Consider the following 18,314-nt stretch of genomic DNA (forward strand, 5'->3'; position numbering starts at 1 on the left):
CTTCCTGACAGGATGCTGACATCCGTCGGCCACGATCCGGCGGCATGACCCACTCACGTCTCCCTCACCGCTGCCTCGGCGCGGCCGCCGCGCTCGCGTGCGCCACCCTCCTCGCGGGGTGCGGCGGGTCCGCCGGGCACACCGACGCCGAGTCCGGGAAGCGCGACGTCGCCTCCCTGACGACGGGCTCGCCGTCCGCCACGGCGTCCGGTGCCGCGCCCTCACGAAGCGCCGAGGAAGGCCGTCCGCAACTGCGCCTGGACAGCTCCGACGCCGAACGCGACCGCTACTGGAACGCGTACGCCACCTGCCTGAAGGACCACGGGCACAAGATGATCCTGTCCCGTGGCCCCTACTCCATCGACCAGCACGACAACAGCCCTACCGCCCGGGCCGCGCAGAAGACCTGTGCCGGGAAACTCCCCCTGCAGCCCCCCGAACTGGACCGCGACAGGAACCCGCACTACGACGACGACTACCGCGCCTACGTCGCGTGCCTGAACTCCCACGGACTCAAGGTCGTCGCGCTGCCCGACAACTCCGGCTGGACCTACGACGGCCAGACCACGATGAGCGACACCGAGCAGACCAAGGTCGACAAGAGCTGCACGATGGAGGCCTTCGGTGGCAAGGACCGCTGACCACCGCCTCCCCAGACGGCGACGGCGCCGGCTCACCGTGGCCCTGGCCGTCCTCCTGACCGCCGGTGGCGCGGGAGGGGCCACCGCGGCCTGGAGCGCGAGGCACGGCAGCCCGCAGACCGCGCCGGAACACCCGATCCCGCTCCACACCGTCAAGGTCGTCAGGACCGACCTCTCCACCGACCGGACCCTGCCCGGCACCCTCGGCTACGGCCCGCTCCGGACGCTCAAGGGCAACGGCACCGGAGTGATCACCAAACTGCCCTCTCCGGGCGCGACAGCCGCGCGCGGCAAGCCCCTGTACTGGGTGGACGACCGGCCCGTCACCGTCTTCTTCGGCGACACCCCGTTCTTCCGCGCACTGGACGAGCCCGGTCTGCGCGGCCATGACGTCACGGTGCTGGCGGACAACCTACGGGCCCTCGGCTACGACATCGGGTACACCGCCGACCGCCGCCCCTCCCGTCTCACGACCGGCGGCTCCGAGTTCACCCCCGCGCTCAGCGCCGCCCTCCGACGCTGGCAGCACGACACCGGGCAGACGGCTACCGGCACCCTGAAGCCCGGCCAAGCGCTGGTCCTTCCGGGCAGGGCGCGCGTCAACACCGTCACCGCCGCCCTCGGTGACCCGGTCGCCGGGGAACTGCTGACGTACACCACCACCGCGAAGTCGGTGGCGGTCAGCGTGGACGCGACCGAGGTCGGCGCACTCCGGACCGGGCAGAGCGTGACGATCACGCTGCCCGACAGCCGCGAGGTCCCCGGCAGGATCACCAGCGTCGCCCGTGCCGTCCAGGGCGGCTCCGGCGAGGAGCAGACGGCCCAGACCGGCCCGCCCACGGTCGCCGTCACCATCACGCCACAGCGGGCAACGGACGTGAAGGACCTGGACTCCGCCTCCGTCCAGGTCCGCTTCACCGCGACCGACCGCAAGGGCGTCCTGGCCGTCCCCGTCACCGCGCTCCTCGCGCTCAGCGAAGGCGGCTACGCCCTGCAGCGGCCCGACTCCTCCCTGGTCGCCGTGGAGACAGGCGTGTTCGCCGACGGCCTGGTCGAGGTGCGCGGCACGGGGGTCGGCGAGGGCATGACGGTGGTGACCTCCTCATGAACTCCGGGCGACCCGCCCTCGCCCTCGTCGTGCGCGAGGTGACCAAGACCTACCCGGGCGACGTCACGGCCCTGGACGGGGTCACCCTCACCGTCGAGGAGGGGGAACTCCTGGCCATCGTGGGCCCCTCCGGCTCCGGGAAGTCCACGCTGCTGCACATCATGGGCACCCTCGACCAGCCGACGAGCGGCACGGTCGAGATCGCCGGCCACGCCGCCGCCGGCCTGTCCGACCGGCGGCTGTCCGCGCTGCGCGCAGGGCTGCTGGGCTTCGTCTTCCAGCACTTCCACCTCACCGACGGCCTCGACGCGACCGAGAACGTCGCCACCGGCCTGCTCTACGCCGGCGTGCCGTCCCGGCTGCGTCGCCCCCGCGCCGAGGAGGCGCTGGCCCGGGTCGGCCTGGCGCACCGCACCCGCCACCTGCCCCAGCAACTGTCAGGCGGCGAACGCCAACGGGTCGCCATCGCCCGCGCACTGGTCAACGAACCCGCCCTCGTCCTCGCGGACGAACCGACCGGAGCCCTGGACAGCGCCAACGGCCAGGCCGTCCTCGACCTGCTCACGCGACTGAACCAGGAAGGCACCACCATCGCCGTCATCACCCACGACCGGGACATCGCCGCTCGCATGCCGCGCCGCATCGAGATGCGCGACGGCCGCGTCGCCTCGGACACCGCCACCCGCACGACCGCCGGGAGCCCGGCATGAACCGACCGATCCGGCTGTCCCCCCTCGACGTCCTGCGGCTGGGACTGCTGGGCCTGCGCACCCGCAGGACCCGCGCCGCGCTGTCCGCCCTGGGCATCGCGATCGGCATCGCCACGCTCGTCGTCGTCACCGGCATCCCCGCGTCCAGCCAGCGGGCGCTCATGGAGGAACTGTCCGCGCTCGGCACCAACATGCTGCGCGCCCAGCCCCAGCCCGACGCCGAGCAGAAGGCCCGGCTGCCGGAGGCGGCGGACGCGATGGCGGCCCGTATCGGCCCGGTGACCAGCGCCACCGCCGTCGCCAACACCCACGCGACCGTGCGGCGTTCCGACCTGTCCGACCCCAACGACTCCATCGGGATCACCGTTCTCGCCGCCAGGACCAACCTGCTGTCCACCGTCGGCGGCACCGTACGCGCGGGCCACTTCCTCGGCCGGGCCACCGAGCGCTTCCCGACAGCCGTCCTCGGCACGCGCGCCGCGTCGCGGCTCGGGATCGACCGGGTCCTCCCGGGACGGGAGCCACTGGTGACGATCGGCGAGCACCGGTTCACGGTGATCGGCATCCTCGAGCCGATGCCGCTCACCCCCGACCTGGAGAGTTCCGTCCTGGTCGGCTGGGACGCCGCGCGCGACGTCCTGGCCTTCGACGGGCATCCCACGGTGGTCTACGTGAAGGCACGCGAGTCACGGATCGAGGCGGTACGCGCGGTCCTGCCCGACTCCGTCAACCCCGAGCTGCCCGGACTGGTCCAGGTCAGCCGGCCCTCGGACGCCCTGGCCGCCAAACGCGCCACCGAGCACGCCTTCTCCGCCCTCTTCCTGGGTCTCGCGGGTGTCGCCCTCCTGGTCGGCGGCATCGGCGTGGCCAACACCATGTTCGTCTCCGTCCTGGAACGACGCCGCGAGATCGGTCTGCGCCGCGCCCTCGGGGCGAACCGCCGCCAGATCCGGGGGCAGTTCCTGACGGAGTCCGTCATGCTGTCCGTGCTCGGCGGGCTCAGCGGCACCCTGCTCGGAGCGGCCGGCACGGCCGCATACGCGATCTCCCAGTCCTGGCCGCCCGTCCTGCCGCCCCTCGCCCTCGCCACCGGCATGGCCGGCGCGATCGCCGTGGGCGCCGCCGCCGGCGTCTACCCCGCCCTGCGCGCCTCGCGCCTGCCCCCGACACAGGCCTTGTCGGCGGTCTGACGCCGGTGTGGGCCGGGGTGCGGTGCGGGCCGGCACCGTTGTGCTGATGCGGTTGCCGGATGTGCCGGACTCCGGCCCGTGCGCCTCGGTCAAGCACTGGTGGACGCTGCCGTCGACCTCATGAACCGGCGCTGGCCGCCGGGCGAACCGGGTGGCGCGGCCGCCGTGCGGCTGGCCGATGGCGGGATCCTGACCAGCGTCGGACTGGACGACCTGCACGGTTCAGTGGCCCTCCTGCCAGGAGACCGGTGCCTTCCTACAGGCCTTCACGCAGGACCGGGTGGTCGTCGCGTCCGTCTGCGTCTGCAGGGACCCGGAGCAGGACCGGGTCCTGATCCTTCCTCCGTGCGGCATCTGCCAGGAGCGACTCGCCCTCTGGGGACCGGCGTGGAGGTTGAGGTACCCAAGGAGGACGATCCGACCGCCCGGGAGGCGCGGACCCTGTCGGAGGGCAACCCCTACTACTGGGGGCGGCAATTCGCCGGCGGGGAATGGCCGTCCTCGGCGCAGCACAGCGGGTGACGAGCCGCCGGTCCGGCCCTACCCGCCGGCGAGGCCCGTGCGCCAGGCCCACAGGGCGATCTCGACGCGGTTGCGGGCGGAGAGCTTCGTCTGGACGTTGCCCAGGTGGGTCTTGACCGTTCCCAGCGACACGAAGAGTTCGGCCGCGATCTCCGCGTTGGTCTTGCCCTCGGCCACCAGCCGGACGACGTCCGTCTCGCGGGAGGACAGGTCGGAGGCTTCCGGCGCGGCGGGTCGGGGTGGCTTGATGCCGCGCAGCAGCCGGATCGTGATCGCGGGGCTGACCAGGGCTTCCCCGGAGTACGCCGCGCGCACCGCCTCGGTCAGGAGCGCCGGGCCGGAGTCCTTGAGGAGGAATCCGGAGGCTCCGTTGTCCAGTGCCTGGTAGACGTACTCGTCGTCGTCGAAGGTGGTGACGACCACGATCCTGGGGGCGTCGCCGGCTCCGGGGCGGTTGAGTTCCCGGAGCGCCTGGAGGCCGTCCATGCGCGGCATGCGGATGTCCATCAGGACGACGTCGGGGTTGAGCGTGCGGGACATCTCCAGGGCCTGGACGCCGTCCTTCGCCTCTCCCACGACCTCGATGTCGTCCTCCGCGCCGAGGATGAGGGAGAACCCGGTGCGGACCATGGCCTGGTCGTCCGCCAGCAGGACACGGATGGTCATCGTGCGCCCCCGGCGGGGATCCGGGCCTGCACGCTCCAGCCCTCCGGGAGCCGGGGGCCGGCGTTCAGGGAACCGCCGAGTGCCGCGGCGCGCTCGTGCAGGCCGGCCAGGCCGTAGCCGCCGTCGGGGTGGTGGCCGCCACGGCTGCGGCCGTCGTTGGTGACCTCGACGGTCACCGCGTCGGGCCGGTCCTGGCGGCGCACGTGGATGTCGAGGGTGCGGACCGCGTCCGCGTGCTTGCGCACGTTGGTGAGGGCCTCCATGACCACCCGGTGGACCGCCGACTGGACGTCGATGGCGATGTCGTCGAAGTCGCCCTCGATGCGCAGCCTCACGTCAGGACCGGTCTCGGAGGTGAAGTGTCCCGCGAGGGAGGCGATGTCGGCGATCGTGCCCGGTGGTGACAGGCGGGCCTGGGCGTCGGGCTCGCGCAGCAGGGTGACCATGCGGCGGATGGCGGTCATGGCCTCGTCGCCGGCCGCCTCGATGCGTTCCAGGGCGGGAAGCACGGCCTGCGGCTTGCTCGCCGCCACGGTCTGGGCGGCCTGGGCGAGCACGACCATGCCGGTCACGTGATGGGCGACGTAGTCGTGGAGGTCCGACGCGATGCCCGTCCGCTGGGCCAGCTGGGCGGCGGTCACCTGGCGCTGGCGGTTGGTCTGGAGCATCCGTACGGACAGGCCCGTGGCGGCGGCGATCACGCCGCCGAGCGCCAGGGCCAGGGCCAGGGCCAGGGCGATGCGCTGGTGGGACTTCAGGGGTTCGAGCACCAGCCCCGCCAGCAGGAGCATGACCGCGAAGGAGGCGCGCATGGGCTCGGCCCGCCATGCGGTCACCCCGATGACCAGGACGGTCACGGCGGCGGCGGTGAACCCGAACGGCACGGTGCTGTAGTCGGCCGGCGGAGTGGCGAGCGTCGCCAGCAGCACGAGGGCTCCCAGCCACAGCGCGCCGTTGCCCAGGGGGACGGCGGTCAGCCGTGGCGTCACCAGGGCGACCACGATCGCCAGGAGGACGGTGAACGGATGGGCCTGGTTCAGGCTCACGTCCAGGATGCCGAGGACCAGCAGGGCCCCGGTGGCCGCCAGCCACCCGATGCCCCGCACCGCCCGTTCGAAGACGCCGTCCGCTGTGGTGCCCACGTTCTCGTCGTCTCCACTTCCGCTCGCCTGCCGAGCGGAAACCGCTCCGGGTGTCGCCTCCAGTGTCACCGATACGCCCCGGAAGCCCCGGATCCATCCGCGCGCACCATCGGTGTGGCCGCGTCCGGCGCCGGGGGCGGAGGCGCTGTGCGCTCCGGCTTCGTGTGGATGTCGTCCGTTCCCGTGCCCAGGACGACGACGTCGAAGACGGTCTGGGCGTAGACCCTGGCGGTGCGCAGCAGGTGGTGCATGCGGTGGTGCCCTCCGTTGCTCTCGTGGTGGATCGCGGCGGCGCCGGGACCCTGGTCGGTGGTGAGGCGGTGCTGCCCGGTCACGGCCGCACCTGCGCCGGGGAGGACGGGTCCGGTGCGGCGAGCGCCCCCCGGACCAGTTCGTCGAGGAGTGCGGGGTAGCCCAGGCCCTGGTGCGTGAACATCTTGGGGACCTGGGACTGGGCGGTCATGCCGGGCATCGTGTTGACCTCGTTCAGCACGGGACCGTCGGGGGTGAGGAAGAAGTCGCAGCGGGCCACTCCGCGGCACCCCAGCGCGGTGAACAGGTCGAGGGACGCCTCGGTGAGCCGGTCCAGCTCGGCAGCGGACAGGGCGGCGGGTATGCGGAACCGGGCTCCGCCGTCGTACTTCTGCTCCGTGTCGAAGAGGCGGCCGTCGTCCAGCAGGATCTCCAGCGGCGGCCCGACCGTCAGGCGCCCGTCCGCGCGCTGCAGCACGGCGAGGTCGACCTCGCGTCCGCTCACGAGGTCCTCGACCAGGACCCGGTCGTCGATCCGGAGCGCCGCGGCGACGGCCGGGGCGAGCTCTGCCGCCTCGGTGACGAGGGCCACTCCGTGACTGGACCCCGCGGCGACGGGCTTGACGACGACCGGGCCGTGGAAGCGCACCTGGTCGGCGTTGGCGGCGGTGACCAGGAAGCCCGGGGCGACGGCGATGCCGACGGCTTCGGCCACCAGCTTGGTCGCCCACTTGTCCATGGCCAGGGCGCCGCCGCGCACACCGGCGCCGACGTACGGCAGATCCGCGAGGTCGAGCAGGGCGGCGAGCGTGCCGTCCTCGCCCTGCGGGCCGTGCATCGCGGGGAACACCACGTCGCAGCCGGCGAGCAGGGTCAGGGCCGCGGACAGGCTCGCCGCGGGCGTGCCCGCCAGCGGGTGCCCGGCGGCGTCCCGCCACACCCCGTCCCGCCCGATGGTGAGCGACAGCACGTCGTAGGCGGTGGGATCGAGTGCCGCGCCGACGGATGCGGCGGAGGCCAGGGACACCTCGTGCTCGTCGCTCCGCCCGCCGCCGATCACGGCGACCCGGACGCGCCGGGCCTCGGACATGGGGATCATGCGGCCACCGCCGGCTGCTGCACCGTGCGGCGCAGTCGCGCGCCCAGGCCGGTCACGATCTCGTGCTCGATGGTGCCGGACCAGCGGGCCCACTCCCGGAGGGTGGGTTCGCCATGGTCACCGGCGCCGAAGACGGTGGCGACGTCGCCGGGGGCGACCGGGCGCTCGCCGGTGTCGACGATGATCTGGTCCATGGAGATCCGGCCCACGACGGGGCGGCGGCGCCCGGCGAGGAGCACTTCGGCCCGGCCGGACGCGGCGCGGGGAAGCCCGTCGGCGTATCCGACGGCCACCAGTGCCAGGTGGGTGCCGCGGCGGGCGCTCCATGTGTGCCCGTAGCCGGCCCGGGTCCCGGCGGTGACCGTGCGGACGGAGACCACGGGGGCGGTCAGCGTGAGCGCGGGCCGCAGCGGGGTCGTCCGCGTCGGATCGATGCCGAAGAGCCCGGCGCCGACACGGCTCAGGTCGAACCGGGTCCGCGGGTCGGTGAGGGTCGCCGAGGTGGCGGCCACGTGCCTGAGGGCCGGCCGCAGGCCGGCCTCGGCCGCGGTGACCGTCGCCGCCCGGAACAGCTCGAGGGCCTGGTCGGTGCACGGGTCGCCCGGGGTGTCCGCGCAGCCCAGGTGACTCATGAGGCCGACCACCCGGACCAGGCCCGCACGCTCCGCGTTCCGGGCCCGACGGCACAGGTCGGCCCATTCCCCGGGGTCGGCACCCTCGCGGGCCATCCCGGTGTCCAACTGGAGGTGGACCTCGGCGGTCCGGCCCGTCCGGGACGCGGCACGGGCCACGGCGGCCAGGTGCTCGTGCCCGGGAACGGCCAGTGAGACACCCGCCCGCAGTGCCTCCTCGAAAGCGGCGTCGACCGGATTGAGCCAGCTCAGGATCGGCACCCGCAATCCCGCGCGCCTGAGGTGCAGCGCCTCCTCGACGGACGTCACGCCGAGCGAGGTCGCCCCCGCGCCCAGGGCGGCGGAAGCGGCCTCCGCCGCGCCGTGTCCAAAGCCGCCGGCCTTGACCACGGCCATCACGCGGGCGGCGCGCGCCGCGAAGACCCGGGTGTTCGCGGCGACCGCCGTCAGGTCCACCCGCAGCTCCGGCCCGGCCCGGTGACCGGGCAGCGTACGGAGTGGGTCGGCGGTACGGACGGCGGAACCGATCGGTGGAACGCGGTGCATGGGGTGCCCTTCGGAGGTGTCACAGTCAGGCCGGTGCCCTGCGACCGGGAAGGCTCAGGGCATCACCGCAGGTGGGTGAGGTGTGAGCTCCCGCCGGTCCGGGCGCTCGGCCCGGCCCTGCAGCCCGGGCGGGGCCGCCCGCGGATGCGGTGCACGAGCCGGAGCTCATGCCAGGAAGGCTATGAAGCGACGGTGGCCGTCCGCTTCGGGCGGAAGTCGGACCCCTTGGGGCGCCGCTACGACTTTCGGCTGAACGCGGCTGCCACCGAAAGACGAGAACGAAGACCGTTCCGTCACCCCGCCGCCGAGGCGCGTCCCCGTGTGGTCCGGGGGGTCCCGGCCTTCGGCGCGGATGGTGCCCTGGATGTTCCGGACCCCGGCCACCTGAGCCGGGGCGGGTCTTCAGAAAGGTGATCAGCGGCTGTGCGACACATCCCCGCCAGGTCCCCTCCGGCACCAGGCCTCCCGCGGCTGCCCGCTGTCCCCGCGCCCTTGACGGCACCGACGCGGCGCACCCGTCCGACGTCGTCGCCGGGTTCGATCGCGACGCCGTGCCGTTTCTCGACCGGCTGTACGCCGCGTCGATCCACCTGACCGATGACCGCGCCGCAGCGGAGGGACTGGTCGAGCGGACGTACGTGCGGGCTTTCGGCGCATTCGAGTCGTCCTCGGCGGGGCGCGGCCTGAAGACCTGGCTGTTCCGTGTCCTGGCCGACACCGACACCGAACCGACACTGGCGTCGGCGTCGGCGCCACCCGGGGTCAGGCCCACCGGGGGTGGAACGTACCCCCCTCGGACGAGGACCTCCGCATTTCGCGTCGCTAATCAGCGGGGAATTCCCGCGGACCGCTTGGCGTGTATCCCTCCGGAGCGGGCAGGCCTTGTGCGCACCCTGAGGCGAGCGACGTCGTCCGCGCTGATCGAGCCGATGCATCGTAAGGGCTTCGTCTCCCGAGGTTTCGGTAGCGCGTGGGAGGCTAGGCGACCCTACGGAGCCGCCCGCCCGGTTGCGTGTGGTGATGGTGCACAAGGCCGGGCGGGCTCCCGGCGCGGTTCCGCCGGCCGCGATCGCCCCCTCGGCAGCGGCTCCGGCCTGTGATTCACGATGCCCCCTGGCCGGGGCCGCCCGGACATGGAGAAGGGCCCCGTGTCGCCATCGGGGCCCTCGGGCCGTGCCCGCGGTGGTGGCCGCGGACAACTCGACAAGCGTAGCCACACCCCGCGCCGTCCGACGTGGTCTTGCGGCCGACGCGCCGCAAAGGCCCACCAGGCCGGTGCCTGCGGCCCGGACCTCAGAACCGGGCCGGCAGCCAGCCCCGCTGTACGGCGCGCACGCCGGCCTCGAAACGGCTGCGTGCGTCGAGGCGGTCCATCAGCTCGGAGGCGATCCGCCGGGCCGTGCGGTGCGACACCCCGAGCCGCTTGGCGATCGCCTCGTCGGTGTGGCCCTCGGCCAGGAGCCGGAGGGTGGTCGCCTGCTGGCCGGTGAGCCCGTGCGGGTCGGTCGGCACGATCTCGCCGAGCGGCTGGGCGGCATCCCAGGTGGTCTCGAAGAGCGCGCACAGCGCGGTGAGCGTGCCCTGGCCGGTCAGCAGGACGGCGCCCGCGGCGGTGTCGTCGCTGCTGACCGGGATCATGGCGGTCAGCCGGTCCATGATGATCATCCGGGTCGGCAGGGACGGGGTCGTGCGGATCAGGCCGCCCAGCCCGGCCAGCCACGTGGCGTGCTCGACGGTGGGCCGGTGGGTGCGGACGCTGTCGAGGTAGATGGTGCGCATGCGCACCCCGCGGTCGAGCAGGTCCTCGTTGAGCGGCCGTGAAGCGGCCATGTTCTCCGCGGTCTGCGGACCGCCAGGGGCGAAGGTCAGGAATTCCTCGCGTACCTCGCGGGTGAGCACGGTCAGCCGGTCGCGTATCCGGTCGAGGCCCACCAGATGCTCCACCCCGGGATGGCTGGTGGCGGGACGGAGCTCGGCGTACTCGGAGATGAGCTGGGCCGCGGCGGCCCGCGAGGCTTCGAGGCGCTGCTGCTGGGCGGCCAGTTGGGCCTGCTGGCGGCCCATCAGGACCTCCATGCCGACGTCCGGTGAGACGGCCCGGAGGCGGCCCGCGTCCCCGGCGGCCGGGCGTACCAAGGCCAGCTCGCTCAGTGTGTCGAGGGCTTCGCCCACCTCTTCCGCGGAGAGCCCCACGGCGTGGGCGAGGGCCGCGACACCGGCGTTCGGGTCTCTGAGCATGGCGCGGTACACCGTCTCCGCGACGGAATCGAGTCCGAGAGCGGTCAGCATCTGGTTCCCCCTGGTTTTCCTGCGTACGGCATCCCCTGTTCGACGGCGATCTTCGCAGAGCGGCGGGGGATCGTCACGGAGGCAGGACGGAACCGGCCAGGGCCCCAACGGTCCAATGTGCAAACGGACTTGACCACGATTTCGGTTGAGACTCTGGAGCGCATGTACCTGGTCCATGCACATCTGGCACTCCCCTCCGACGAGGAGCTGCCGCAGAACGTCAAGGCGTTGGTGCGATCGGCGATCGTCCCCCGTGACCGCGTCGAGCACGTCGCCGTGCACCCGACCTCTCCCTCCGAACTCACACTCGGCTTGTATCTGCTGGCCGGCGGGCTCGATGAGGCGGAGGAGCGGGCCCTTCGGGTCTGCCGCCGACTGCTGTGCGACGTACCGCAGTTGGCCACGGCGCTGCTGACCGGCGCCGGGGTGCCGCTGATGCCGCTGGCCTTCCTGCCCGAGACGGTGGACTGAACCGGCCCGTGTGGACGCATCAGTCCAAGGCCCTTTCCGTCCATCCCTGAAGCCTTTCCACAGGCTTGAGCTGCGACGAACCTATTGGTCACCGGCCGGGCCGAGCGTCACCGCGGGACGCGAGGACGGGCCGGACATCGCATCTCTCCTCCGGAAGGAACGGAAACAGGCATGCTTCGCAACCGAATCGCCAAGGTCGCCGCGGTCTGCTCTCTCGTCGTCGCTGCGGCTCTCGCCGCCCCGGTGGTCACGCGTCCGTCCACGGCCGACGCGGTTCCGTCCTCTTCCGTCCTCGTCGCCGACGCCGGCTGGCAGGTCACCCCGGCGGACGCAGGCTGGCAGTAGGCCGCCCCGCGACCACCCGACACCGCCTGACCTTCCTGCGGGCGAACACCTCGTACTGACGCCGCCGGACATGCAAAGGGCGGCGCCCCTTCGAAGCGAAGGGGCGCCGCCCTTTATCGCTGGTGGGCGTCGGCCGCCGCGGTCCGCCCGAGTGGATCGGTGTCAGGCGCGGGGGTTCTCACTGACGTCGGTTGCCGAGGATGCAGAACTCGTTGCCTTCTGGGTCCGCCATGACGACCCACGACTGGTCACCCTGGCCGATGTCGACGCGCTTGGCGCCATGGGCCTCGAGACGGGCCACCTCGGCGTCCTGGTCATCGGGCCTGAAGTCGAGATGCAGGCGGCTCTTGCCCTGCTTGAGCTCGTTGATCCGGACGAAGTCCAACCCTGGCATGCGATCCGGCTCCGGCCGGATCTCGAACTCGTCGTCGGAGGAGTGGACCACGACCCAGCCGAGAGCCTCGGCCCACCACTGCCCCAAGGCCACCGGATTCACCGAGTGAACGATTACCTGTTCCCATTCCAAGGTCATCTTCCGAGTGTAGGCCTGCCGCCCCTTCGCACGCAGGCGCTTGAAGCGCTCGGAGCTCCGGGTCGAGGACGCCTCGAAGGCCCCGCGGGACCGGCGGGGCCTTCGAGGCGTCGGGTGGGGCGTCAGGCGATCTTCTTGTAGCGCAGGGCGACGTACGACGAGGCCGGGTGGCCGCCGATGTCGCCGCTGTAGACGTTCGCGGTCGAGTAGTTCATGTCCGTGGCCGTGCTGCCCTCGGCGTAGTAGTAGAAGGTGCCCGCGTCCTGGTTCTTCCAGCCCGCGAAGAGGACGGCGTGGTCGGAGTAGTCGTTCAGCGCGTCACCGGGCCTGAGGTCGGCCTTGTTGATCTGCGTGCTCACGCTGGGGAGGGTCTCGGTCGTGAGCGAGGTGGTGAGGTGCCAGGTCATGGAGACGAAGCCGGAGCAGTCGGTGCGGTAGGAGTGGTCGCCGTCGACGTCGGTGGCGTAGGCGCTCTGGCTGTACTGGATGTTGCGGTTGTACCAGTCCTTGGCCCGGGCGATGACCTCGTTGCGGTAGATGGTGCCGCCCTGCACGGACTTGGGCGGGGCCGGCGCCACGTAGGCGCAGTTGTTCGCGTAGGCCGACAGCAGGCTCTGGGTCCAGCCGGACGCGTCCACCGGGTCGTCGGAGTGGTACGCGATGTCGCTGCCGTCACCGTCGGTCGGGTCCGAGTCGTGGTACCAGTACATGCCGCCGTTGGTACGGCCGTAGTAGAGGCCGCCGCCCGGCGAGGAGAGCGAGTCCACCGCCGACCAGCCGCTCGGCTTCAGGACCGAGCTGTCCCAGTCGTTCACGCCGTTGATCTTGTAGCTGAGCAGTCGGCCGTCCGCGGTCGAGGCGATGATGCGGTCGTCGCCCGCGGCGGCGAGCGTCTTGAGGACGAAGCCGGTGTCGATCACGACGTGCTGGCCTATGTGGGCGGACCCTGCGGGCTTGGCCTGCGACACCAAGTACTGGTGGAGCTGGCCGTCGACCGTCCCGTAGAGGTGACCCGCGCCGTCGTAGACCAACTTGTCGAAGGTCCAGCCGCCGTCCCAGATCTTGACGACGCCCGCGAGCGTGAGGGACGTGTTGTTCGTCTGCACGTCGACCCGGTAGAGGTCGCCGGCGGTCGAAGTGACCAGCACCGTGTTGAAGTTGAGGGACGCCATCGCCTTGGGGGTGAAGCCGAGGTTCGGGCCGATGAGCGTCTTGACGCGGTCGCCGGTGTTCGGCTCGATCTGCGTGTACGTCAGCCGGCCGTCGGACAGCGTGCCGTACATCGACACGTCACCCGTGCACGACGCGACGGCGTGCGCGGCTCCGGCGGTGGTCGCGACCAAGCCGAGGGACATCGCGCTGACGGCGACCACGGCGGCGGTGGTACGACGGACGGCATGGCCCAGCTTCATGATTTCTCCTGCGGTGGGTAGTTCGAGCGGGCGAAGGCACATCCCCGGCCCAAACAGCTGCCCTGCAGGTGCAGCTGTGAAGGATGTCTCGGGTGCGACGCCCGGTGGCAGGAACTACTCTCGCCGCAGGTCACGCGGCTTGGAAGAGAAGATGAATGGACGTAAACGTCCCTGGCCCATTGCGTCCTGACGGTGCGCCGGGCGCGCTGGTGGACTGCGCGATTCTTGTCGCGGACAGACCAATTTCATGTGAAGATCACCACGACCGTCTCCATAAGACACGGAGAAACATCGCAATGGGGGGAACCGTGCGTCCAAGAGGCGTGGAACTTCCGCATGCCGGTGCGGCCGACCTGAGCATCAGACACAAGCTCGGACTGCGCCGCACCGTTCCGGTGGCCGGGGCGGTGTCCCTGGTGGCCGTCGCCGGCATTGCGTTCGGTCTCTGGGCGGCGTTCTTCCGGACGCCCTACGCGCTCGCCGATTCGCCGGGAGTCGATGTGACGGTCCGGGCCGAGGAATCGGACTACCCGGATGTGGCGGAGACTTCCGACGAGGTGGAAACCCTCATCAAGGTGTACGTACAGCGGCTCAAGACGGGAGACGTCGAGGGGCTGGCGAAGCTGTCCGGTCCGGCGTACGAGCACCCCCAGGAGGACGCCGCGACGTTCGTGCGTGAGTACTCCGACGGAGCCGAGGGCCATGTCGAGGCCGTGGTCGTCGAAGGAACGGTCCCGTACTTCAACGACATCGTCCTGACCTATGACAAGACGGGGCAGCGGCAGGAACTGCTCCTGGTGAAGGACAGCGGAAGCTGGTGGGTGGGGCTCGGTGACGGGGATCCTGCCGCCGGCAATGAATAGCTGAACAGCTGCACCTCAAGGCGGTGCGGGCCGCGGTCCCCGGGCCGCTTGAGGAGCCGCCGGGGCGGCCCACCGGCCTCCAGCCAGGTGGAGCCTCCGTTCTCGCTGGTCAGAGCCATAACGGCCTTGATCGTCGGTAATCAGGAGTACGGTGGGGGCACCGAAGGCATTTCGTGCGTTGGCATCAGCGTTGGCGTCGTCGTCGGAACAGGACGCCCGGCGCGCCAGCCGGGCCGGAAGGCGGCGTCATGGCCGCGACGACGATCGGCTCGCCGCCGCTTCACGGACGGGTGGCTGGGATGCCCATCGGCAGCATGCAGGCCGCCCGCCCCGGGGCCGAGGAAGGGCCCGTCCGGGTCAGGCTGGTCCGGCGCGACCTGGGGCCGCACTGGCTGGACGGCGTGTGGTGGCCGCGGACCCACGATCTCGGCAAGGGCCTGCCCGGTCTGCTGGCGGCCCTGGACGAACGCTGGCCGGGCATCAGCCGCATCACGGTGAGCGGTCCGATGTGGCGCATGGGGCCGCAGGAGTTGCGGTTCGGCGGCCGGAGCATGCACATCAACCGGGTCGCCGCGACCCCGCGGCCGAACACCATCTGTCTGGTGTCCTACGGGGTCGGCCGCTGCGACCTCCTGGTCGTGCCTCCGGGCGCGACGCCTGATGAGGCGCGCCGTCTCATGGACTCCGTCGTCGCTTCCGACGGCCCCCGCGCCGGGTGCCCGCCGAGGTGAGGGCCGCCGACGATCAGACGTCGGTGGCGGCGGTGACGGTGTGGCAGGTGAATCCGAGGCGCGTCATGGCACGTGTGACCTCCGCCGCGGTGAAGTCGCGTCGGTCCTGGCGGGTGATTACGGCGCCCACCTGCTTGACCGGGTAGTACTGCTGCCCGATACGTACGGACTCGCCGGCCAGGGGTTCGGGGGAGACGCCGCTCATGGCCTGCTGCACCTCGCTGGGGGTGAGGTCGAAGGGGTAACCGGCGATGATGCAGCGCACTGGGTCTCCACACGATGGTCGGATGTGCCTCGGGGGGTCAGCGTCGCACAGTAAGGCTGCCGGAGCGACAGGAGAAGGACACGAATAATTCGGTCTGCGTGATCCACCGCCGGCGGAGCATGTGTGTTAGCTTTGATGTGTTGCAGTTTTGGTACCCATGAACGTTATGTGCACCTGACCCACAGGTGCATTTTTGTTTTTCCGGTCCTTCCGGAGGGTCATTGCGGCGACAGGAGTCCGCGCAGTGTGGACTTCAGGCAACTGCTCCAGAAGGAGATGCTTCATCATGGCAACTGGCACCGTTAAGTGGTTCAACGCGGAAAAGGGCTTCGGCTTCATCGAGCAGGACGGCGGCGGCGCTGACGTCTTCGCCCACTACTCGAACATCGCCACCCAGGGCTTCCGCGAGCTCCAGGAGGGCCAGAAGGTGAGCTTCGACGTCACGCAGGGCCAGAAGGGCCCGCAGGCCGAGAACATCGTTCCGATCGGCTGACGTCGGAAAGCATCAGGGTCGGGGCCGGCACTCTTCGGGGGGCCGGCCCCTTCCGTATTCCCCGGCAGTCCCACTGGCGGTGGCTCTCAGGTTTCGCCGGTCGCTACGGCGACGTCGCCCTGTGGCCCCGCGCATGCCCGTTTGAGTGTCGAATATTGGGCATGGTTGCAGATAGGGCAAATCATTCCTCTGGGGGTTGATGAAGGAAGGCTGTCATGGTGAAGAAGCACAGTAAGGGCCGGCAGGGCGAGGGTCCGAGCCGGTTCAAGGGCGATGACCAGCACGGATGGTCGCAGGATGTGGACGCGACCCGTCAGGAGGAGAACCCGAGCGCGCATCGCTCCTTCCACCCGGACACCTATGCGCCGGGCGGGAAGAACCGCGAGCCGAGCCGGCAGGACATTGAGGACTCGCTGGAAGGTACGCCCGTGGAAGGCATCTCCCGCAGCGGCGAGGAGCGGTCAGGGAAGTCCGGCAAGAGGGGCATCCAGGACACGGGGCGACGGGGCCCCTCGGGCCGTCCCGGCGGGACGGAGGACGCCTCGGAAACCACCGGGGTGGACCCGCAGGAGCCGTCTGGCGGGCCTCCGCGCGGGAAGCGGGAGACGAATCCCTAGTCTCTCGACGCCGTTTCGCAGCAACGACGGTGGACGCGGGCCCATTCGGGGCCGGATCACGCACGTCTCCGTGCGATCCGGGTGATGGTGACGGTCACGGTGAGGGCCTCCCCGCTCCCGTGGGCCGTGACGAGCGGCATGAGTGACGCCCGGGTCCGGTCGTGGACCGTGCGGGCGACGTCCACGGCCCGGTGACCCTCGGCGAGGACGCAGCGTATCTCCACCTGCCAGCCCGAGCCGTCCGGGTCGCGCGCCACGCGGATGCCTGACAGCGGCGAGGCGAACCTGTCGTGTGCTGATCCCGGAACCGGGCGTGAAGCGGCTCGGGCGAGACGGCTGGCGAGAGTGGGCTGCAAGCCGAGCACCCCGTCGACTCCGAGGGCGGCCTCAGCGGCGCTCCGGCGGATGTCGGCAGGGTCGCAACCCGTCATGGGCCGGTTTCCGGCCCGCCGTGCGCGGGCTCCGAGATGCTCGGCGACCATCCGGCGTAGCGTACGTCGATCACCGTGACGTCTATCGCGGCCGCCAACAGGCCCAGCGCGTTGTGCGCGGCGTCCCGTACCGCGTGTCGCACCAGTGCCGCGGTCTCGGGCAGAGGGCGGTTCAGAGCGGCGGCCAGGGCGATGCTCACGCGTATGCCCGTCGGCTCGTCGGCTCGGGTGAGGCGACAACTGGCGGTCGTGACGCCGAGTACCGAGTCCGCGGCGCTCCGCAGCACGCCGGCCGCGGTGTGTTCGGCGATCCGCAGAGTGCGCGTGGGGTCGCCCAGCGGCAGCATCGGCCCCAGCAGTACCTCGCTGCGGACGATGTCCATGACGCGGGAGACGAAGCTCTGTGTGCTGGGTGGTTCCTGCTCCCGCAGCGCCTGCGTCGCCATGTCCAGTGCGGCCAGGCCGTCGACGGCATCGCGGCAGTAAGGGCACTCGGCGAGGTGGGGGTCCACGGGCGGACCGGTGTCCCTGGCCTGCTCCCAGGCGTGACTGAGAGTGCGCCCGCAGGTGAGCACTTCGTCGCCGGTGTGACGGCGGACCTCGTCGAGAGGGCAGCCGTCCGCCGGAGGCCGTGGGGGATGGTCGTCTAGCGCCATGGGCCCAGTGCCTCCTTCAGGGTTCGTCGTGCCCGGTACAGTCGCCCGCGGACCGTCTGCTCGGTGGTGCCCGTGACGTGGGCGATCTGGGAGTAGGGGAGTCCGTGCAGTTCCCGCAGGATCCAGCAGATGCGCTGCTGCGGTTCCAGCGCGCTGAGCGCACCGGCCAGGGCGTCGGTGAGGGCGTCCTGTTCGGCTGCCCGCGCCGGCGAGCTCCGCATTCCGGGGGCGGCGGGTTCGGCCACCGAGTTCAACGGTACCGGGGCCGGCCGGTGGCGCAGCGAGTTCAGGCAGCGGTTGACGGTGATGCGGTACATCCAGGTCCTGAACGCCGCGCCGTGACGGAAATCGGGCAGGCGCCGCCAGGCGCTGATGAAAGCGTCCTGGACGGCGTCCTCGGCGTCCTGCAGGTTGCCCAGCGTGTGGAAGGCCAGGGCGAGCAGCGGGCGGCTGTGACGCCGCACCAGGATCGCGAATGCCTCCTCGTCGCCTTCGCCGGCCCGGGTCGCCAGCAGGTCGTCCGGCGCGGACGGCAGGCCGTCGGCCAGGCCTGGGGGAACGGGGCCCGGGGACGTGCCGAGTGCGGCCGATCGGCGCGGGGAAGTGCCGGCGCTGTGCGTCATGACCGCACCTCCTCCCTGCGCTGTTACGCGTGCCCGCCTTCAGGCATGTGATGCCGGTTCGCGCATATGCATGACGAA

At 71.4% G+C, this 18,314-nt stretch carries 23 protein-coding genes; 11 read left to right on the plus strand and 12 right to left on the minus strand.

The features are described from left to right. Positions 1–44 precede the first annotated feature (44 nt). The 5 genes from ABZ312_RS32735 (at position 45) to ABZ312_RS32755 (ending at position 4,171) form a co-directional block, all read left to right on the plus strand. Entirely contained in the window at positions 45–641 is a 597-nt protein-coding gene (locus ABZ312_RS32735; RefSeq protein WP_500439338.1) for a hypothetical protein, read from the plus strand. Then, positions 625–1,749, plus strand: coding sequence for an efflux RND transporter periplasmic adaptor subunit (locus tag ABZ312_RS32740; RefSeq protein WP_500329199.1), 1,125 nt, complete (start codon positions 625–627; stop codon positions 1,747–1,749). The genes ABZ312_RS32735 and ABZ312_RS32740 overlap by 17 nt, the downstream gene beginning before the upstream one ends. Next, positions 1,746–2,459 carry an ABC transporter ATP-binding protein gene (locus tag ABZ312_RS32745; RefSeq protein ID WP_500329198.1) on the plus strand — a complete coding sequence of 238 codons (714 nt, stop codon included), beginning with the start codon at positions 1,746–1,748 and terminating at the stop codon, positions 2,457–2,459. The genes ABZ312_RS32740 and ABZ312_RS32745 overlap by 4 nt, the downstream gene beginning before the upstream one ends. Next, positions 2,456–3,649 carry an ABC transporter permease gene (locus ABZ312_RS32750; RefSeq protein WP_500329197.1) on the plus strand — a complete coding sequence of 398 codons (1,194 nt, stop codon included), beginning with the start codon at positions 2,456–2,458 and terminating at the stop codon, positions 3,647–3,649. Before ABZ312_RS32745 ends, ABZ312_RS32750 begins: the two co-directional genes overlap by 4 nt. 387 nt (positions 3,650–4,036) lie before the next feature. Next, positions 4,037–4,171, plus strand: coding sequence for a hypothetical protein (locus tag ABZ312_RS32755; protein ID WP_500439340.1), 135 nt, complete (start codon positions 4,037–4,039; stop codon positions 4,169–4,171). An 18-nt stretch (positions 4,172–4,189) separates the two neighbouring features. Here the strand turns inward: ABZ312_RS32755 and ABZ312_RS32760 are convergent, their stop codons facing one another. The 6 genes from ABZ312_RS32760 to ABZ312_RS32785 all read right to left on the minus strand — a co-directional run bounded on the left by ABZ312_RS32760 (position 4,190) and on the right by ABZ312_RS32785 (position 10,797). Beyond that, on the minus strand, positions 4,190–4,837 hold the full coding sequence (locus tag ABZ312_RS32760; protein WP_500329195.1) for a response regulator: 648 nt from the start codon (positions 4,835–4,837) through the stop codon (positions 4,190–4,192). Beyond that, a complete protein-coding gene (locus tag ABZ312_RS32765) occupies positions 4,834–5,979 on the minus strand; it encodes a sensor histidine kinase (protein ID WP_500329194.1) in 1,146 nt (381 codons plus the stop codon). The genes ABZ312_RS32760 and ABZ312_RS32765 overlap by 4 nt, the downstream gene beginning before the upstream one ends. Positions 5,980–6,044: 65 nt before the next feature. After that, positions 6,045–6,314 (minus strand): hypothetical protein, encoded by a 270-nt coding sequence (locus ABZ312_RS32770; protein WP_500329193.1) that lies wholly within the window; start codon positions 6,312–6,314, stop codon positions 6,045–6,047. Next, complete coding sequence (locus tag ABZ312_RS32775; protein WP_500329192.1) at positions 6,311–7,330, minus strand: D-alanine--D-alanine ligase family protein; 1,020 nt, start codon at positions 7,328–7,330, stop codon at positions 6,311–6,313. The genes ABZ312_RS32770 and ABZ312_RS32775 overlap by 4 nt, the downstream gene beginning before the upstream one ends. Next, positions 7,327–8,508, minus strand: a complete 1,182-nt coding sequence (gene alr, locus ABZ312_RS32780) for an alanine racemase (RefSeq protein ID WP_500329191.1) — start codon at positions 8,506–8,508, stop codon at positions 7,327–7,329. The genes ABZ312_RS32775 and alr overlap by 4 nt, the downstream gene beginning before the upstream one ends. A gap of 1,293 nt (positions 8,509–9,801) precedes the next feature. Then, positions 9,802–10,797, minus strand: coding sequence for a helix-turn-helix domain-containing protein (locus tag ABZ312_RS32785; RefSeq protein WP_500356301.1), 996 nt, complete (start codon positions 10,795–10,797; stop codon positions 9,802–9,804). A gap of 162 nt (positions 10,798–10,959) precedes the next feature. Here ABZ312_RS32785 and ABZ312_RS32790 point away from each other — a divergent pair, with 162 nt between their 5' ends. Further along, positions 10,960–11,268 (plus strand): hypothetical protein, encoded by a 309-nt coding sequence (locus tag ABZ312_RS32790; protein WP_500329189.1) that lies wholly within the window; start codon positions 10,960–10,962, stop codon positions 11,266–11,268. A 171-nt stretch (positions 11,269–11,439) separates the two neighbouring features. Further along, the gene (locus tag ABZ312_RS32795; RefSeq protein WP_500329188.1) at positions 11,440–11,613 is read left to right on the plus strand and encodes a hypothetical protein; all 174 of its coding nucleotides are present in this window, start codon (positions 11,440–11,442) and stop codon (positions 11,611–11,613) included. A 178-nt stretch (positions 11,614–11,791) separates the two neighbouring features. Here ABZ312_RS32795 and ABZ312_RS32800 read toward each other — a convergent pair whose 3' ends face one another. Then, positions 11,792–12,145, minus strand: a complete 354-nt coding sequence (locus ABZ312_RS32800) for a VOC family protein (RefSeq protein WP_500329187.1) — start codon at positions 12,143–12,145, stop codon at positions 11,792–11,794. Between the two features lie 122 nt (positions 12,146–12,267). After that, a complete protein-coding gene (locus ABZ312_RS32805) occupies positions 12,268–13,557 on the minus strand; it encodes a tachylectin-related carbohydrate-binding protein (protein WP_500329186.1) in 1,290 nt (429 codons plus the stop codon). Positions 13,558–13,853: 296 nt separating this feature from the next. Here ABZ312_RS32805 and ABZ312_RS32810 point away from each other — a divergent pair, with 296 nt between their 5' ends. Together ABZ312_RS32810 and ABZ312_RS32815 are read left to right on the plus strand one after the other, a co-directional pair. After that, positions 13,854–14,420: a hypothetical protein gene (locus tag ABZ312_RS32810; protein WP_500329185.1), complete on the plus strand. Its 567-nt coding sequence runs from the start codon at positions 13,854–13,856 to the stop codon at positions 14,418–14,420. A 299-nt stretch (positions 14,421–14,719) separates the two neighbouring features. Further along, positions 14,720–15,151 carry a DUF5994 family protein gene (locus ABZ312_RS32815; protein ID WP_500329184.1) on the plus strand — a complete coding sequence of 144 codons (432 nt, stop codon included), beginning with the start codon at positions 14,720–14,722 and terminating at the stop codon, positions 15,149–15,151. Between the two features lie 13 nt (positions 15,152–15,164). Here the strand turns inward: ABZ312_RS32815 and ABZ312_RS32820 are convergent, their stop codons facing one another. Continuing rightward, positions 15,165–15,416: an SCO5918 family protein gene (locus ABZ312_RS32820; RefSeq protein WP_500329183.1), complete on the minus strand. Its 252-nt coding sequence runs from the start codon at positions 15,414–15,416 to the stop codon at positions 15,165–15,167. 286 nt (positions 15,417–15,702) lie between these two features. On the opposite strand from ABZ312_RS32820, the gene ABZ312_RS32825 reads away from it, so the two are divergent. Together ABZ312_RS32825 and ABZ312_RS32830 are read left to right on the plus strand one after the other, a co-directional pair. Continuing rightward, a complete protein-coding gene (locus ABZ312_RS32825) occupies positions 15,703–15,909 on the plus strand; it encodes a cold-shock protein (RefSeq protein ID WP_499509778.1) in 207 nt (68 codons plus the stop codon). A 215-nt stretch (positions 15,910–16,124) separates the two neighbouring features. Continuing rightward, the gene (locus ABZ312_RS32830; protein ID WP_500329182.1) at positions 16,125–16,526 is read left to right on the plus strand and encodes a hypothetical protein; all 402 of its coding nucleotides are present in this window, start codon (positions 16,125–16,127) and stop codon (positions 16,524–16,526) included. A gap of 56 nt (positions 16,527–16,582) precedes the next feature. Here ABZ312_RS32830 and ABZ312_RS32835 read toward each other — a convergent pair whose 3' ends face one another. The 3 genes from ABZ312_RS32835 to ABZ312_RS32845 all read right to left on the minus strand — a co-directional run bounded on the left by ABZ312_RS32835 (position 16,583) and on the right by ABZ312_RS32845 (position 18,236). Next, positions 16,583–16,783: a hypothetical protein gene (locus ABZ312_RS32835; protein ID WP_500329181.1), complete on the minus strand. Its 201-nt coding sequence runs from the start codon at positions 16,781–16,783 to the stop codon at positions 16,583–16,585. Positions 16,784–16,953: 170 nt separating this feature from the next. Beyond that, positions 16,954–17,613, minus strand: a complete 660-nt coding sequence (locus ABZ312_RS32840) for an Asp23/Gls24 family envelope stress response protein (RefSeq protein WP_500439341.1) — start codon at positions 17,611–17,613, stop codon at positions 16,954–16,956. Then, positions 17,604–18,236 (minus strand): RNA polymerase sigma factor, encoded by a 633-nt coding sequence (locus ABZ312_RS32845; RefSeq protein ID WP_500439342.1) that lies wholly within the window; start codon positions 18,234–18,236, stop codon positions 17,604–17,606. The genes ABZ312_RS32840 and ABZ312_RS32845 overlap by 10 nt, the downstream gene beginning before the upstream one ends. Positions 18,237–18,314: the final 78 nt, after the last annotated feature.

It is taken from the genome of Streptomyces sp. NPDC006207 (assembly GCF_040613835.1).
Lineage (GTDB): Bacteria > Actinomycetota > Actinomycetes > Streptomycetales > Streptomycetaceae > Actinacidiphila.